Annotated in this window: 17 protein-coding genes; 10 read left to right on the top strand and 7 right to left on the bottom strand. The window is 59.9% G+C overall.

What is annotated here, in order from left to right:
* Positions 1–2: 2 nt before the first annotated feature.
* The 9 genes from ACKLLE_RS15545 to ACKLLE_RS15505 all read left to right on the top strand — a co-directional run bounded on the left by ACKLLE_RS15545 (position 3) and on the right by ACKLLE_RS15505 (position 7,684).
* Complete coding sequence (locus ACKLLE_RS15545) at positions 3–377, top strand: hypothetical protein (protein WP_420058449.1); 375 nt, start codon at positions 3–5, stop codon at positions 375–377.
* Positions 378–551: 174 nt separating this feature from the next.
* Complete coding sequence (locus ACKLLE_RS15540) at positions 552–866, top strand: SMI1/KNR4 family protein (RefSeq protein WP_420058447.1); 315 nt, start codon at positions 552–554, stop codon at positions 864–866.
* A 314-nt stretch (positions 867–1,180) separates the two neighbouring features.
* Positions 1,181–1,777 carry an imm11 family protein gene (locus tag ACKLLE_RS15535; RefSeq protein ID WP_420058446.1) on the top strand — a complete coding sequence of 199 codons (597 nt, stop codon included), beginning with the start codon at positions 1,181–1,183 and terminating at the stop codon, positions 1,775–1,777.
* A gap of 286 nt (positions 1,778–2,063) precedes the next feature.
* Positions 2,064–2,522, top strand: a complete 459-nt coding sequence (locus tag ACKLLE_RS15530) for a hypothetical protein (protein WP_420058445.1) — start codon at positions 2,064–2,066, stop codon at positions 2,520–2,522.
* A 204-nt stretch (positions 2,523–2,726) separates the two neighbouring features.
* Positions 2,727–3,425, top strand: a complete 699-nt coding sequence (locus ACKLLE_RS15525; protein ID WP_420058444.1) for a transposase — start codon at positions 2,727–2,729, stop codon at positions 3,423–3,425.
* 228 nt (positions 3,426–3,653) lie between these two features.
* Entirely contained in the window at positions 3,654–3,899 is a 246-nt protein-coding gene (locus ACKLLE_RS15520) for a CPCC family cysteine-rich protein (protein ID WP_420058443.1), read from the top strand.
* Between the two features lie 573 nt (positions 3,900–4,472).
* The gene (locus ACKLLE_RS15515) at positions 4,473–4,715 is read left to right on the top strand and encodes a hypothetical protein (RefSeq protein WP_420058442.1); all 243 of its coding nucleotides are present in this window, start codon (positions 4,473–4,475) and stop codon (positions 4,713–4,715) included.
* Positions 4,716–5,312: 597 nt separating this feature from the next.
* Positions 5,313–6,659 (top strand): SLC13 family permease, encoded by a 1,347-nt coding sequence (locus ACKLLE_RS15510; RefSeq protein WP_009398922.1) that lies wholly within the window; start codon positions 5,313–5,315, stop codon positions 6,657–6,659.
* A 104-nt stretch (positions 6,660–6,763) separates the two neighbouring features.
* Complete coding sequence (locus ACKLLE_RS15505) at positions 6,764–7,684, top strand: LysR family transcriptional regulator (RefSeq protein WP_420058441.1); 921 nt, start codon at positions 6,764–6,766, stop codon at positions 7,682–7,684.
* Between the two features lie 144 nt (positions 7,685–7,828).
* On the opposite strand, the gene mdcH is transcribed toward ACKLLE_RS15505, so the two are convergent.
* Genes mdcH through mdcA form a run of 7 tightly spaced genes read right to left on the bottom strand, consistent with a single transcriptional unit; the run spans position 7,829 to position 13,822 of the window.
* Entirely contained in the window at positions 7,829–8,758 is a 930-nt protein-coding gene (gene mdcH / locus ACKLLE_RS15500; RefSeq protein WP_420058440.1) for a malonate decarboxylase subunit epsilon, read from the bottom strand.
* Positions 8,755–9,372 (bottom strand): malonate decarboxylase holo-ACP synthase, encoded by a 618-nt coding sequence (locus ACKLLE_RS15495; RefSeq protein WP_420058439.1) that lies wholly within the window; start codon positions 9,370–9,372, stop codon positions 8,755–8,757. Before ACKLLE_RS15495 ends, mdcH begins: the two co-directional genes overlap by 4 nt.
* A 5-nt stretch (positions 9,373–9,377) precedes the next feature.
* The gene (gene mdcE, locus ACKLLE_RS15490) at positions 9,378–10,160 is read right to left on the bottom strand and encodes a biotin-independent malonate decarboxylase subunit gamma (RefSeq protein ID WP_420058438.1); all 783 of its coding nucleotides are present in this window, start codon (positions 10,158–10,160) and stop codon (positions 9,378–9,380) included.
* Positions 10,157–11,011 (bottom strand): biotin-independent malonate decarboxylase subunit beta, encoded by an 855-nt coding sequence (locus tag ACKLLE_RS15485; RefSeq protein ID WP_420058437.1) that lies wholly within the window; start codon positions 11,009–11,011, stop codon positions 10,157–10,159. The genes mdcE and ACKLLE_RS15485 overlap by 4 nt, the downstream gene beginning before the upstream one ends.
* Complete coding sequence (locus tag ACKLLE_RS15480; RefSeq protein WP_009401959.1) at positions 11,004–11,303, bottom strand: malonate decarboxylase subunit delta; 300 nt, start codon at positions 11,301–11,303, stop codon at positions 11,004–11,006. The genes ACKLLE_RS15485 and ACKLLE_RS15480 overlap by 8 nt, the downstream gene beginning before the upstream one ends.
* Before the next feature lie 2 nt (positions 11,304–11,305).
* Entirely contained in the window at positions 11,306–12,160 is an 855-nt protein-coding gene (locus tag ACKLLE_RS15475; RefSeq protein WP_420058436.1) for a triphosphoribosyl-dephospho-CoA synthase, read from the bottom strand.
* Positions 12,161–13,822 carry a malonate decarboxylase subunit alpha gene (mdcA, locus tag ACKLLE_RS15470; protein WP_420058435.1) on the bottom strand — a complete coding sequence of 554 codons (1,662 nt, stop codon included), beginning with the start codon at positions 13,820–13,822 and terminating at the stop codon, positions 12,161–12,163.
* Positions 13,823–13,940: 118 nt separating this feature from the next.
* Between mdcA and ACKLLE_RS15465 the strand changes: the two genes are divergently transcribed.
* On the top strand, positions 13,941–14,123 hold the full coding sequence (locus ACKLLE_RS15465; RefSeq protein ID WP_420058434.1) for a DUF1289 domain-containing protein: 183 nt from the start codon (positions 13,941–13,943) through the stop codon (positions 14,121–14,123).
* The last annotated feature ends 261 nt before the right edge of the window (positions 14,124–14,384 follow it).

Here is a 14,384-nt window from a genome sequence, read left to right as displayed (position 1 = left end):
TGATGGCGTCCGACTTGAGTGTGGAAGAAATTTATTCGATAGTTTCTAGGCTTTATGATGAGGCGATACGTCAGTTGCATCTTCGGCCAGAGCAGGCTTTTGCATATGTTCAAGATGAAGCGGGCTCGATTTGTCCGTCGGGTGATGTGGGTATTAATGTGGTGTTGCAAACTGCAATATTTAGAGAGGGTATGAGGTATGGGTTGGAGTTGTCTAGAGCAAGTCCTTATGCAGAGGATATGTTGGAGGCTTTGTCTAAATTATATGAAGAATGCGATGTTGATGATTTGGTAGGGGTTGGGCTTCAAAGGGAACAGTTGCGAGAAGTGCTCGATTCTATGGCGAAGGTAAAAAGAAAGTATCTTTTTTTGGGGTAGGTTGCGGGGGGGGAGGGGACGGATGTATTTTTATCGCGACCGAAAAGGGGACGACCGAAAAGGGGACAGATTTATTTTTCTAGTAGGGAATAAATCTGTCCCCTTTTTGCATATTAATCCTAATGCGATTCCCTCTGGTATAGATCGGGCTGCTTTTTATAAATGGAAGGTGCAATGCTGGCAGCAACGATCCGCAGATTTAAGGAATTAAGTATGAGCCAAGTTATAGTGCAAAAAATTAGAGAATTAGTGTCATTAAATCCTGACGTCGTGTGCTTCGGTAGTGAGGCTGATCAGGTGGGCGACGACTGGATTAAGAAGGCGGAGCAGAAGTTAGGGTTTGAGCTTCCAAGGTCGTACAAGTGGTTTTTGAACACGTATGCGGGTGGGGAGATTGGTGCTGAGGAAGTTTACAGTATTTATGGTGTGGACTTTGAAAACGTCAATGGGGGATATTGTCTATCAACATATCGTGGGTGTAAAAAATAATTTGGTAGATGATAAAAAGCTCGTAATTAGTGAAACTGACATGGGTGAGGTGTTTTTCTTTGATTATTCAAGGTTTGTAGATGGTGAATGCCCGGTGAGCCTTCGGCTTCCGTCTGGCGAGAACGTAGATTACGCTTCGGATTTTCATGAGTTTATATATAAACGGATTTTAGCTCATATTTGAATTATCTCCTACGTGGTCACAACAATAAATAAATCTGTCCCCTTTTCCCTTTTTTTCTACTCGCTAGAATTAAGGCGGAAGCTACTATAATTGGTAGCCAGGTTAATAAGTGGCTTACAAGGAATTGAAGATGGATTACTACTTGCTCAGGCAGGATGTGGCTGTAGTGGATAAATGGGTTCTTGGTGATATACGTCATGTTGATAATTGGAAGTTTAGTGATCCTCCAGACAGCTTCATGGAGCCAGCTGCGTATGTCCTTGATGTGCGATTTGATGGAGTGGAATTAGATTATACCCTTGCAGGGTATGCGAGCGCTCCGGTGTTGAGCAGGAAGGCCAAGGACTCGTTGGTAGGTTTGCCTGAGGTTGATGAACCATATAAGAATGTGGTGTTTGAGTCTGTTGTTATTGAGGGAAAGAAAACTTCTGGCAGCTACTATATAATGATAGTAGAAAGTCAGGCTGACTGCGTTGATGAGACTAAGTCGAAATTTGAGGTTTATACAACTGAGGATCCTGTTAGGCCTGATTTGGCTGGTTGCTATCGTGCTTTCTACAATCTTGTTATCGATGGCTCAAGAGTTGGAGGTAAGCATATTTTCAGACTGAAGAATTATTTGGGGGCGCTAGTTGTTAGCGGTGAGGTGAAAAGGCGATTCGAGCAGGCCGGTGTAGTAGGTGCGATCTTTGAATCGGTGAATGGAGATAGAGTGACGGTTGCGTGAGTTCCAGCGTGGGGGAAGGAGGGGACTTGGCAGCTAGCCCAAAAAAAGGGGACCAAAAAAGGGGACAGCAAAAAAGGGCAGAAAAAAGAAAAAAGGGGACAAAGAAAAAAGGAAAAAAGGGGACAGATTTATTTTTTTCCGGGAAAAGGGGAGGGTAGGAAAAGGGGCAGATTAAGTAGAAAATAATCTGTCCCCTTTTTTTCAAGTTAAAAATCCGAATAAGTACGAGCAGGGTTTGGTTCGCGGTGCTGAACTGCTGAGAAGTGTGGGATATGCGGGGTTCTAGATGACGAAAAAAGTTAAGTTTGGCGATGTATTGCAGATTTTAACTTCCGAAGGAATTGCTTATGCGCAGGTTACGCACAAGAGTCCAGAATTTGGTTATTTGATTCGGGTTTTTTCTGGAGTCTATGGGAAACAGCCAGACAGCTTTCTGGATGTGGTGCGTAACCCGGTTCAGTTTTCTGCTTTTTTTGTAGTTCAGAGTGCTGTCAATCAAGGGTTGTTGACAGTGGTCGCCAATGTGCCTGTGCCTGAGGTGCTACAAAGTTTTCCAGTGTTCCGTTCCAGGAACCGCGGCGCGGGTGGGTCTATTTGGTTGTGGGATGGAGAAAAGTCTCTTCGGCTGGAGAGAGACCTAACGCCGCAGGAATTGGAATATCCCACTGAGGGTATAATTAGCGCTCCTCTTTTGGTTGAGCGAATTGAAATGGGTTATCGTCCTGAAGTACATGAGGTGTGGTGAGAGGAAAAGGGGACGACGAGGAAAGCGAGCGGAAAAGGGGACAAGGAAAAGGGGACGGGAAAAGGGGATCGGGAAAGGGGACAGATTTATTTTTCTCCGGTTGGAATCCAGTGGAAAATAGACTGTGTTCTTTTGCTACGGTCCGCTTGCCGGCAAATCCAGACAAAGCGACTAGACTGAAAGCCTCAACGGAGTGAGGTTGCTATGCCAAGGGTTGGACGAGTAGTACTGCCGAATTATCCCCACCATGTTGTACAACGTGGTCACAACCGACAGGTCGTTTTTGCAGCGCCGCAGGACTATCAACGTTACATCCAAGACCTGCGTGAGCTTAAGGACGCATTTGGTATAAAAGTCTACGCGTATTGCCTCATGACAAATCATGTCCACTTATTGGTGCAGCCAGGGGAAGCAGTAGCCAGTCTTGGGCAGCTGATGAAAGCCCTTGCGGCGCGTGCTACTCGCTACCGCAATAAACTGGAAGGGCGCACCGGGACACTATGGGAGAGCCGTTATAAATCTAGTGTTGTACAGTCAGAAACCTATTTGCTTGCGTGTTGCAGATATATTGAGTTGAACCCGGTGCGAGCCTTTATGGTTCTTCAACCAGAAGATTACCCTTGGTCGAGCTATCGAGGCCGAATTAGCTCGCAGCTGGATTCTGACTGGCTGGATATTGCCCCGTGTTTTGAGTCGCTGGGTGAATCACCAAAAGAAATAGTGGATCGTTATATGTCCTTTGTCAGGCAAGCTAGCCCACAGGGAGAGCTGGATTTCATCAGAAAAGCCTTGCAGCGGGGTCAGTTGACAGGGACGTCTCGTTTTGTGGATGAGGTTGAAGAAATAACGGGCATCCGAATAGAGTGGCGTGGACAGGGCAGGCCGAATGCGTGTAATAAATAAATCTGTCCCCTTTTTTCAAAATGCAAAGCAATATGTAGAGAAGGCTAAGAGTTTCTTAACAAATCCTCCTCAGGGAACTCTGATAAAGACCAATGCACGAGGAGATATACTTAGATATGACCCTAGCACAAATACATTTGGTGTGTTAGGACAAGATGGGGCACCTAGAACGATGTTTCGTCCTACTGATGGAATTAACTACTGGAATCGGCAATAGGATATTAAGCAGTGAGATACCATTGTCCTTGTTGTGAATATTTGACATTTGATGAAAGTCCTCCAGGAACTTTTGAGATTTGTCCTGTTTGTGGGTGGGAAGATGACGATGCGCAATTCCGTGATCCCACTTACGATGGGGGGGCGAATTCCGTCAGCCTTGAGCAGGCCAGAATTAATTTTGTTACCATCGGTGCTAGCGACAAGAAGTTCTTGAACTCTGTCCGTGAGCCATTTGTAGAAGAGATTCCGGACTAACTCGGTGCAAAACGAAAAGGGGACCGAAAAGGGGAAAAGCGGGAAAAGGGGACCGGGAAAAGGGGATAGATTTATTTTTTCTGCTAGACGAATGACATCGGGTGGAAAATAAATCTGTCCCTTTTTTATTTTTTATTGGTCCTTTAAGTGATCAGGCCCGTGCCGCTGGAAAAGGTCAGATCTATTTTTCTCGGTTAAGTGAACTGCATCACGTCTCGCAACCCATAGCCCTTTGTCCCAAGCTGTCGCATTTAGCGTCAAAACTTCCACTGCTTCCGACTTTCTTGTAGGCAATTTCCCAAGCATACTCCCGACCCCCGCCTGTTGGTTGCGTCCTGCGGAAACCCTGCCTAGTCTTCGCCGGTCGTCGCACATCGACGATACGGATTAGCAGTCCGTCGAAATGATGAAACCACCAGCAACCTGTTTATGGCGGCTGTGCGTGTGGGCACCTTCGGGTGCGCCGGGTTTTCTCATTTCACCGGTCTGCTAACCCACGCACAGTCGCCACCATACATTCGTTTAGCAGCGAGTCCAGTGGCGAATTCATTCGATGAAATGAGGAAACACGCCATGAAGAAACTTGTTCCCGACCCACCGCCGGCTCTCTGTGTCGGTCCCGGCCTTTCCCATGAGGAAGCCATCAAGCGCGCGGCCGACCATCTCAACAGGGCCATTCTCCAGACCGCCTACCTTCCCGATCCTCCTGATGCCCGGCATAGGGAAATGCTCAGCAACGCGGTGTTGAACATGAGGATCTCAAAGGCATTGCTGTCCCTGGTCGTAGCGGAGTCGCCGGTGACCATACCGGTGTGAACAGCCCTCGTGACTGGGAACAGCGCATAATTTCTTGATTCAGACATAACCGGCAGAGGCGGTTCACCTTCGATAACGTCAGTGAGGTCACTGCCGTCGTCACAGGGGAACCGTCCTCTCTCATTGGTTCGATCGATGCTCTTCCTGGTCACAAGGCACAGCACAAAAGCCAATCATTACCCTAACCGTAACAAAGCACCTCTTCCCTTGATTGATGCCCTGCGGCCTGCACTTCTAATGTGCCTTCACGAAAGCGGATTTCGTGGAGTTTCCAATGCCAACAACACGCTCCCCTGCGCCGCGCTGTTCCTGTCGCCGCGCCGGGACGATCCGGCGATTCGCTCGGTGCGTGCCCTGGCCCGGCGTGTCCTCGCGCCTGGATCCCCTGTATTTTCTGCTGCGCCAGGAGGTGAACCGCAGCCGATAGCACTACCGATTACCGAAGCACAAAAACAATAACTTCGACGAATCAACGAGGGTAAAAACAATGATCATCTACGGTGTAGCCCTACCTGCCTTTTGTTCCCGGGCCGGTTTCATCAGGCTGGACAGCGGATTGCTGTCCGATGAAACGAACCTGCTGCCTCGGGAGGCCGTATGAGCCCTGAAATTGCAACGATCATCGGTCTGGTGGTGATGTTCATCGTGGCCACGGCGCTGCCGATCAATATGGGCGCAGTCGGCTTTACCCTGGCGTTCATCGTTGGCGGCGTGTGGGTCGGCATGGGGGGCAAGGAGGTTCTGGCCGGGTTCCCCGCCGATCTGTTCCTGACCCTGGTCGGGATTACCTATCTGTTCGCCATCGCCCAGAAGAACGGCACCATCGACCTGTTGGTGCATTGGGCGGTGAAGGCGGTACGAGGCCATATCGTGGCCATTCCCTGGGTGATGTTCATCGTGACGGCCGTGCTCACGGCTTTCGGTGCGCTGGGGCCGGCTGCGGTTGCGATCATCGGCCCGGTCGCGCTGCGTTTTGCCAAGCAGTACGAGATCAATCCGTTGATGATGGGCCTGCTGGTGATCCACGGTGCGCAGGCGGGCGGGTTCTCGCCGATCAGCGTGTATGGCGGCATCACCAACCAGGTGGTACAGAAGGCCGGGCTGGATGTCACGGAGATGGCGGTGTTCCTCACCAGTCTCGGCTTCAACGTGCTGATGGCGTTCATCTGCTTCTTCGCCTTTGGCGGCATCGCCTTGCTGCGCCGTGGGCGTGCCGTGGTCGAGGAGCCGTTGCTCGCCGGTGTGCAGGCGTCGTCGCGGGAGTTCGCCATCGAGGGCCATGGTGCGTTGGTCAGTGCCGGTGGCGGTACCCTGTCCAATGATCCGCAGGCGCTGAGTGAGCTGCAGATCAATCGCGATCACCTGATCACGCTGGTCGGCCTTCTGGGGCTGGGCATCGCCGCGCTGGCGTACGACCTGAACGTCGGCCTGGTGGCGATCACCGTTGCCGTCGCTATCGCGATCGTTTCGCCGTCGGCGCAGAAGGGCGCGGTGGACGGCATCAGTTGGTCCACGGTGCTGCTGATCAGCGGCGTGGTGACCTATGTCGCGGTTCTGCAGAAGGCGGGTGCGGTCGATTTCGTCGGCCACGGCGTCAGTGCCATCGGCATTCCGCTACTGGGTGCGCTGCTGGTCTGCTATGTCGGGGGCATCGTCTCAGCGTTCGCATCGTCGGCGGCGGTGCTGGGGGCAACCATCCCGCTGGCGGTTCCCTTCCTGATGCAGGGCCATCTCGGCGCGGCCGGTGTTATCTGTGCGCTGGCGGTGTCTTCCACGGTGGTGGATGTCAGCCCGTTCTCCACCAATGGCGCCCTGGTGGTGGCTTCGGCGGCGAAGGAAGAGCGCGAAGCCTTGTTCCGTCGCTTTCTTGTCTACAGCGGGTTGGTGGTGGCCTTCGGGCCGTTGCTGGCCTGGCTGCTGTTCGTGATGCCGGGCTGGATGTAGGCCCTGCGCAGGTGGCGGCCACGGGTCGCCACCTCACGTCTGCCGGCATGCGCTGCGGCGTTCCTATATGCTCACGGGCAGCCCCTTCCTGCCTGGACCCGAGTATGCAAATCGACGAAGAGCTGACCCTCAAAAAGCTGGAGATCTTTCTCTCGTTCATGCACAACGGCAACCTTGCCCGCGCCGCCAGCGAGCTGGAGACCAGCAGTGTCAGCGTGCACAGGGCCATCCATTCGCTGGAGAACGCTTTGCGCTGCCCGCTGTTCAAGCATGAAGGGCGCAAGCTGACGCCGCTGGAAAGCGCCTATGTGCTGGAGGAAAAGGCCCGCAAGCTGATCCAGGACGCCGGTGAAATGGTGCGTCTGACGCGTGAGGCCGCCGGCTTCTCGTCCGAGCGTTTCAAGCTCGGCGCCTTGTATTCGCTGACGGTGAAGACCGTGCCGCAACTGGTCATGGGCCTGAAGCTGCGGCGCAGCGAGCTGAATATCGACCTGATCCTGGGCTCCAACGTCGACCTGATGTATCGCCTGAAAAACTTCGAACTGGACGCCATCCTGGTTTCCCTGGACGAAAGCACCAGCGACCCGACCTGCGAACAGCTGCCGTTGTTCTCCGACGATATCTTCCTGGCCGTGCCCACCGACTCGCCCTTTGCCCAGGAAGCCGAGGTGGACCTGGCCGATCTCGCTGCCTCGACGTTCATTACCCTGGCCCAAGGCTTCGCGACCTACCGCGATGGGGTGCGGGTGTTCGAGCAGGCCGGGTTCGAGCCCAACGTGGCCATGCAGGTGAACGACATCTTCACCTTGCTCAGCATGGTCAGTTCCGGGGTGGGCTACGCCTTGCTGCCGGGGCGGATCTCGGCGGTCTATGAAAACCGCGTCAAGCTGATCCCGCTGCAGCCGCGCTATCGCCTGCAGCAGCATATTGGTGTGGTGTTCCTGAAGAGTCGTGAGCGGGATCCGAACCTGCTGGCGCTGGTTGCCGAGTGCCGTATGTATAGCCGGGGGCGTGAAGAGGGGTGAGAAGGTTCGTCAGGAGATTGCGTCAGGGCTGACAGGTGCTTGGCATGGCTTTTCTGGCGCCCTTGAGATCGAGCGCCGCGCGGGCGGCGCTCGATCTGAAGAGCACTGCAGATCTAATGGCTAGCACAAAACCCGCACCTGCGATCATGACAAGGAGGTATCTGCCTCCCTGCGCAGCAGCGCATCCAGGGTATCCGCACGGGCGTCCTGGCAGGCGATCACGGTTCCGGGGGTGAACACCGGCCGGGCCAGGCCGCTGAGCACGGCGCCGGGTGGCATCTCCACCAGCAGGCGCACGCCCCGTTCCCAGGCGGTGCGGACGGTCGCCGCCCAGTCGACGCGGCGGCACATGTTGTAGGCCAGGTCGTCGCGCAGGGCCTCGGCGCTGGCTACGGGCCTGGCGCTGTTGCTGCTCAGGAACCTGATGCCGGGGCGGCGCAGGGGGACCGCGGCGAAGGCCTGTGCCAGTTCCCTGGCCGGCGATTCCAGCAACGGGCAATGGGACGGCACGCTCATGGCCAGGCGCCTGGCCGCGCGAGCGCCCATGGCCAGCGCTCGTTGGGCGAGCCGTTGCATGGCCCGGTCATTGCCGGCGACCACGAACTGTTGCTCGGCATTGATATTGGCCAGGAACAGCGGCTCGCGCTCGGTCTCGATCAGTCGTTCGACGCTGCCCTGGTCCAGGCCGATCAAGGCCGTCATGCCGTAGCCAGCGGGGTAGGCGCGTTGCATCAACTCGCCGCGCAGGGCCACCAGGCGCACCGCGTCGGCGTAGTCCAGGGCGCCGGCGATCACCGCTGCCGGGTAGGCACCGATGGACAGCCCGGCAACGTAGTCCGGTGGCGGGTTGCGTTGCAGCAGCCCGCGCGCGGCTGCCACGCCGGCCACCAGCAGGCACAGTTGCACGGCGCGAGTGGAGGCCAGTGCCTCGCGGCTGTCGAGGCCCAGCAGGGATTCGCCGAGCACATCGCCGGCTTCTTCCAGGCAAGCCCGGCCCGAGGCGTCCTGCACCAGGCCTTGGAGCATTCCGGCGCGTTGCGCGCCCTGGCCGGGAAAGGCGAACAGGCTGCTCATGCCGGCTGCTCCGCCAGGTGCCAGGGATCGCTGACCAGGCGGGCGCCGTCGCGGTGCTTGAGCAGCACCCTCGCACTGTCCGTGACCCACTCGGCCAGGGCCACGGCGCCGTTGGGCGTTTCCAGTTGCAGGTCGATGCGGCAGGCCATGGCCTTCAAGGCCTGGCCCAGGCTTCGGGCTTCGCCACGGCTGATGGGCGTCGGTGTCCGCAGCAGCAGGTCGAGATCACTGTCGGCGTGCAACACCGTCAGCCCGGTCGCCAACTGGTAGGCGACGCCACCGGTAGGGCCCCAGTCGAGGCCGGTGCTGTCCAGGATCGGTGTTACCTGGTGCAGGGCAACCAGCGCTGGCAGGTCCGCCGGGCCGTTCAGGCGCAGGTCCTCGGGGCGGCGCCGGCAGCGCACCACCGCCGTCGCCATCCAGGCCGCCAGGCGCCGCGCGCGCTGGTCGCCGCGCACGCCGACCGGCACCGAACCCGCCTCGCCGCTGGCCCGGCGCACCACCACCGGCAGGCCAGCGCCCAGCACCTGGCGCGCCCAGTCCGGGGCATCTTCGGGCAGTTGCGCGGGGGGCATGCCCCACAGCAGATCGTGTGCGCGAAAGGTGCTGTTCATCCGAGTTACCACTGGGCCCGCAAGCGCTCGCGCACCCGCGACGACATCGCCCGGTTCGGTGCGCCGAGGCGGCCGCGCAGGTCGGTGCTCGTGCCGATGTCCAGCACCGCGCGGGCCAGCACCTCGTTGACCCGGGCAGTGTCCGCCGCGCCGGGCTGCTCGATGCGCTCGACCTTGACCCGCTCCCACAACAGCCCCAGCGAGGCATAGCTGGCGATGTCGTAGGCCATGGGCGGGACGCTGGCGGCCAGGGCTTCGAGTTCCTCGACGCTGCGCAAGGTGATGCGCGCGGCGGCGGCCTTGCCCATGGCATGCACCATCACGCCGTCGTCGTCCAGGGCGATCAGGCGCTGGGCCTGGTAGCCGTGTGCCAGGAAGGCCCCCGACATCGCCTTGCCGACCAGCAGGGCAATCACCGGGTGACCGGCGAGCCGGGCGCGGGCATAGGCATCCACCGCGCCGGCCAGCGCCTGGTGGATACCCAGCGCCTCCTCGCGCCGGCCATAGGCCTGGCTCGGTACATCAACCACCGCCACCAGCACCCGCGGGGTAGCGCCGAGGTCGGCCTCGATGGCTTCGTCTATGGCCTTGGCCAGGCCCCAGCCTTCAAGCAGGCCGACCTCGCCGTGGCGCGCCCGGGGGAACGGATTGCGTGCGTCCGGTACCACCGCCAGGTAGCGCGCGGGGCGGTTCGCCAGTTCGCCATCGATGACTTTCACCGAGGCGGGAAAGCCCGGCAGTTCCTGCCCGGCGGCCAATGCGCGCAGCCACTGGTATCCTCGGCTCATTGCAATTCTCCCTGGTAGATGGCGCGCACGCGGCGCGCGTCCAGTTGTTCGCAGTCCGCCCCGAGCTTGTTCAGCAGGGCAAGAAAATCGGCATGGCGCCGGCTACGGGGCAGGGCGGGTTCGCCGGCGGCGAGGGCCCTTGCCAGCGCCGTACGCAACTGTTCGACATCGTCCGCGATGTAGCTGTCTGCCAGTGCGCAGGCATGCCGTTGTTCGCCGCCGGTAAGACTCCAGATGAAGGGCCGGTCGCGGGAGTCGTATTCGTCGATGCCCGCTTCCTGTTCGATCACCTGAGGGCCATTGAGGCCGAGGCGCGCTTCGCGGGTGACGATCAGGTGACTGCACAGCCCGGCAGCGATGGACATGCCGCCAAAGCAACCGACGGCACCGGCGACCAGGCCGATAACCGGCTGGAACTGACGCAGCTCGACGATCGCCGCCTGGATCTCGGCGATGGCCGCCAGGCCCAGGTTGGCTTCCTGCAGGCGTACGCCACCGGTTTCCAGCAGCAGTACCGCGGCGGTGGGGATGCCCTTGCGGTTGTCCTCGACCGCCAGTTCAAGGGCGCCGGCGATCTTGGCACCGCCGACCTCGCCCATGCTGCCGCCCTGGAAGGCGCCTTCGATGGCGGCCACCAGCAGCGGCCGGCCGTCCAGGGTGCCCTTGGCGATGACCACGCCATCGTCGGCCTGGGGCACGATGCCCTGGCCGGGCAGCCAGGGCGACATCAGGCGATCGAACGGCCCGAGCAGTTCGCGCATGCTGTCGGCATCGAGCAGCGCCCGGGCACGCTCGCGGGCGCCGAGTTCGACGAAGCTGCGGCTGTTGAGCAAGCGGGCGACGTCAGTCATGGGCAATCTCCTCGAAGCCTTGTTCCAGGCGCAGGCGCACCACACCCGGGGTAGCGCCGAAATCGTGGATGTCGATGTTCATGGCCGGCGGCAACTGCTCGGTGAACAGGCGCTGGAACAGCTGCTCCCAGCGTGGTGCGCTGCCGTTGACCGAGGTGACCACGGTGATCGCCAGCACACCGTGGGCGCCGGGTTCGAGCAGCACTTCCAGATCGCCGGAACCGACGCAGCCCACCAGGGCACGGCCGGCGCCAGGCTCGCCGGCGGGAAAGGTGAAAGACAGGGTTTCCATGGTCAGAGGCTCCCGGCGTTATCGAGGAACAGGCAGGCCGCCAGCAAGTCTGCGGCGCCGCCTGGCGAGGCGTTGAGGGCCAGCAGGCTGGTGTCCAGTTCGCGCAGGCGGCGGCGCCCGGCAAGGCTGGCGCTGCCGCCGGCATCGAGGATGGCCCGGGCGCCTTGCTGCATGGCGTGCAAGCCCTGCGGGCCGGCGCGCCAGAGCACGCAGGTGTCGTCGAGGGTGGCCATGATCGCCAGCAGAGCGTCGAGGCGCGCATTCTGCTCGCCCGCGCCGCGGCTGCGGCTGGCCCGCAGCTGTGGCAAGCCATGGCCGAGTACCGCCGGGAAGCCCGATTGCGCTTGTTCCCGGGCGCCGCGTGCACCGTAGCGACGTTGCACCTGAAGGCCGTGGCTGTCCGGCTGCCTTGGCGCGAAGCGGTCGTCGATCAGGGCGATGCGTCCGGCGCGCGCGGCGACTGTACTGGCGTCTTCGCCTGGCTCGCCGAGCGCACGGGCGGCGACCAGCAGGCCCAGGGCCCAGATCGCGCCGCGGTGAGTGTTGACGCCGCCGGTGGTCGCCAACATCGCGCGTTCACCTTCACGGCCAATGCGCCCGAGCGCTTCGCGCAGCGGCAGGCCGACTTCGCCCAGGGCCAGTGCAGCCTCCGCCATTTCCTTGAAGCAGGGCCAGAGCGCCAGGGCCGAGGCGTGCATCAGGCCAAGGTGCAGATCGTGATGGGCACCCGTGCCGCGGCGGTCCACCAGTGCCGGTTTGGGCGACAGGTCGGCCTCGTCGATCAGGGCGTCCACGGCGGCATCGGCCAGCCAGTGGGCGAACGGAAGCGGGGTATGGATCAGTGTGGATACGCTCATTTACCAGCTCCTGAAACGTGCGGGCGGGTTGTACAGTCCGCCGGACCACTCGACCAGTTCGGCGATGCTCTTGGCCGCGAGCAAGGTGCGACTGGCCTGGGTGCGCTGGATGCCGAGGTCCTCGGGCAGGGCGATCAGGCCTTCGCGGCGCATGCGCTGGGTGTTTTTCGGATCGTGGCGCAGGCCGATGGCGGTGACGCCGGCGACCGCGGCGATCATCGCCTGGCGTTCTTCGAGGCTGCGCGCTTTGTACAGGTAGGCGATGCCCTCCTCGGTGAGCAGGTGGGTCACGTCGTCGCCGTAGATCATCACCGGCGCCAGGGGCATGCCGGCTTTCCTGGCCACGTCCACGGCATCCAGGGTCTCGACGAAGGTGGGCTTGCCGCCTTCCTGGAAGGTCTCGACCATCTGCACCACCAGCTTGCGGCCCCGTTCCAGCAGGGTCACCGGCTCGGTCATGTCCAGCCAGGCCGGGGTCGCGTGGCGCCGGCCGCGTGGGTCGTGGCCCATGTTCGGCGCGCCGCCGAAGCCGGCCAGGCGGCCGCGGGTAACGGTCGAGGAGTGCCCGTCGCCATCCACCTGCAGGGTGGCGCCGATGAACAGGTCGACGGCATACTGGCCGGCCAGTTGGCACATCATGCGGTTGGAGCGCATCGAGCCATCGCGCCCGGTGAAGAACACGTCCGGGCGCTGCGCGATGTAGTCTTCCATGCCCAGCTCGGTGCCGAAGCAATGCACGCTCTCGACCCAGCCGGACTCGATCGCCGGAATCAGCGTCGGGTGCGGGTTGAGCGTCCAGTTGCGGCAGATCCTGCCCTTGAGCCCGAGGGATTCGCCATAGGTCGGCAGGATCAGCTCGATCGCGGCGGTGTTGAAACCGATGCCATGGTTGAGCGACTGCACGTTGTGCTTCTCGTAGATCCCGCGGATCGCCATCATCGCCATCAGCACATGGACCGGCTTGATATGGCGCGGGTCGCGGGTGAACAGCGGCTCGATGTAGAACGGCCTGTCGGCGACCACTACGAAATCGACCCAGGACGCCGGGATATCGACCCGGGGCAGGTCGCGGACATCGTCGACCAACTGGTTGACCTGGACGATCACGATGCCGTCGCTGAAGGCGGTCGGTTCGACCAGCGCCGGGGTATCCTCGGTGCTCGGGCCGGTATAGATGTTGCCCTCTCGGTCGGCCATGAAGCCGGCCACCAGGGCCACGTTGGGGATCAGGTCCACCAGCAGGCGCGAGTACAGTTCGATGTAGGTATGGATGGCGCCGACCTCCAGGCGGCCGTCTTCGAGCAACTGGCCGATGCGCAGGCTTTGCGGGCCGGCGAAGGAGAAATCGAGCTTGCGGGCGATGCCCTGTTCGAACAGGTCCAGATGCTCGGCGCGGCTGACGCTGGGCATGATCATGTGCAGGTCGTGCAGCTTGCCGGGGTCGGCCTTGGCCAGCGAGCGAGAGAGGAAATCGGCCTGTTTCTGGTTGTTGCCTTCGAGCACCACCCGATCACCGGGGGCGATCAACAGTTCCAGGGCTTCGACGATTCGTTCACCGGGTATCACCGCGCCATCTGCGAGGTGGCGTAGCTGATCGAGCCGCCGCTGCTTCTCGGTGCGCCGGCGCGACCACTGCGGTGGGGGGGAGGGTCTTGTTGTCATTGGGTGACTCCACGGGTCCGCTTTCGTGGAGGTCAACATACGAGGGGAGGAGGAAAGGCATCAATCAAGATGGTTCGCGGATCATTACGCTTAAATTAACGATCGCTCAGGCTGGAACATGGCAAAAGATGTTGAAAACCCTTGTGTATCGCTCTGTCAGCTGAACAGCGAGATGTGCGTCAGTTGCGGGCGGACCAGGGAAGAAATCCGCAAATGGCGCGGGATGAAAAGGCCGGAGAAGATGGCCGCGGTGCAAAAGGCGGCGCTACGGATGAAGGGCCTCGCGAAGAAGAAAAAGTAGAGCCCGGGATATATGCGCCGCAACCCGGGCCAGCAGCGACAGCAGCTTGCCGCCGACGATCTGGCTGTAGTGCGGAAACTGTGGGAGTCCGCCCAGCCTTTCAGGCTGCGCTGTCGCGCAGAGAACAGTTTCCAAAGCACGACGCGTACCTTGTGGGAGCGGGTTCACCCGCGATTGCGGTAGTGAGTTCACCATAGCAATCGCGGGTAAACCCGCTCCCACAAAGTCCCTGGAAAGAGTTATGTTTTGTTCTATGACAGC

The sequence above is a fragment of the Pseudomonas bharatica genome, assembly GCF_048586865.1.
In the GTDB taxonomy this organism is placed as follows: Bacteria; Pseudomonadota; Gammaproteobacteria; order Pseudomonadales; family Pseudomonadaceae; genus Aquipseudomonas; species Aquipseudomonas bharatica.
Note: the sequence above shows the minus strand (reverse complement) of the source record. Positions and strands in the feature narration are given on the sequence as shown.

Bases quoted from the DNA above. Each gene is read 5' to 3' on its own strand.
- ACKLLE_RS15545 (WP_420058449.1), top strand. From the start codon at position 3: ATGGCGTCCGACTTGAGTGTGGAAGAAATTTATTCGATAGTTTCTAGG.
- ACKLLE_RS15540 (WP_420058447.1), top strand. From the start codon at position 552: ATGCTGGCAGCAACGATCCGCAGATTTAAGGAATTAAGTATGAGCCAA.
- ACKLLE_RS15535 (WP_420058446.1), top strand. From the start codon at position 1,181: ATGGATTACTACTTGCTCAGGCAGGATGTGGCTGTAGTGGATAAATGG.
- ACKLLE_RS15530 (WP_420058445.1), top strand. From the start codon at position 2,064: ATGACGAAAAAAGTTAAGTTTGGCGATGTATTGCAGATTTTAACTTCC.
- ACKLLE_RS15525 (WP_420058444.1), top strand. From the start codon at position 2,727: ATGCCAAGGGTTGGACGAGTAGTACTGCCGAATTATCCCCACCATGTT.
- ACKLLE_RS15515 (WP_420058442.1), top strand. From the start codon at position 4,473: ATGAAGAAACTTGTTCCCGACCCACCGCCGGCTCTCTGTGTCGGTCCC.
- ACKLLE_RS15510 (WP_009398922.1), top strand. From the start codon at position 5,313: ATGAGCCCTGAAATTGCAACGATCATCGGTCTGGTGGTGATGTTCATC.
- ACKLLE_RS15505 (WP_420058441.1), top strand. From the start codon at position 6,764: ATGCAAATCGACGAAGAGCTGACCCTCAAAAAGCTGGAGATCTTTCTC.
- mdcH (WP_420058440.1), bottom strand. From the start codon at position 8,758: ATGAGCAGCCTGTTCGCCTTTCCCGGCCAGGGCGCGCAACGCGCCGGA.
- ACKLLE_RS15495 (WP_420058439.1), bottom strand. From the start codon at position 9,372: ATGAACAGCACCTTTCGCGCACACGATCTGCTGTGGGGCATGCCCCCC.
- mdcE (WP_420058438.1), bottom strand. From the start codon at position 10,160: ATGAGCCGAGGATACCAGTGGCTGCGCGCATTGGCCGCCGGGCAGGAA.
- ACKLLE_RS15485 (WP_420058437.1), bottom strand. From the start codon at position 11,011: ATGACTGACGTCGCCCGCTTGCTCAACAGCCGCAGCTTCGTCGAACTC.
- ACKLLE_RS15480 (WP_009401959.1), bottom strand. From the start codon at position 11,303: ATGGAAACCCTGTCTTTCACCTTTCCCGCCGGCGAGCCTGGCGCCGGC.
- ACKLLE_RS15475 (WP_420058436.1), bottom strand. From the start codon at position 12,160: ATGAGCGTATCCACACTGATCCATACCCCGCTTCCGTTCGCCCACTGG.
- mdcA (WP_420058435.1), bottom strand. From the start codon at position 13,822: ATGACAACAAGACCCTCCCCCCCACCGCAGTGGTCGCGCCGGCGCACC.
- ACKLLE_RS15465 (WP_420058434.1), top strand. From the start codon at position 13,941: ATGGCAAAAGATGTTGAAAACCCTTGTGTATCGCTCTGTCAGCTGAAC.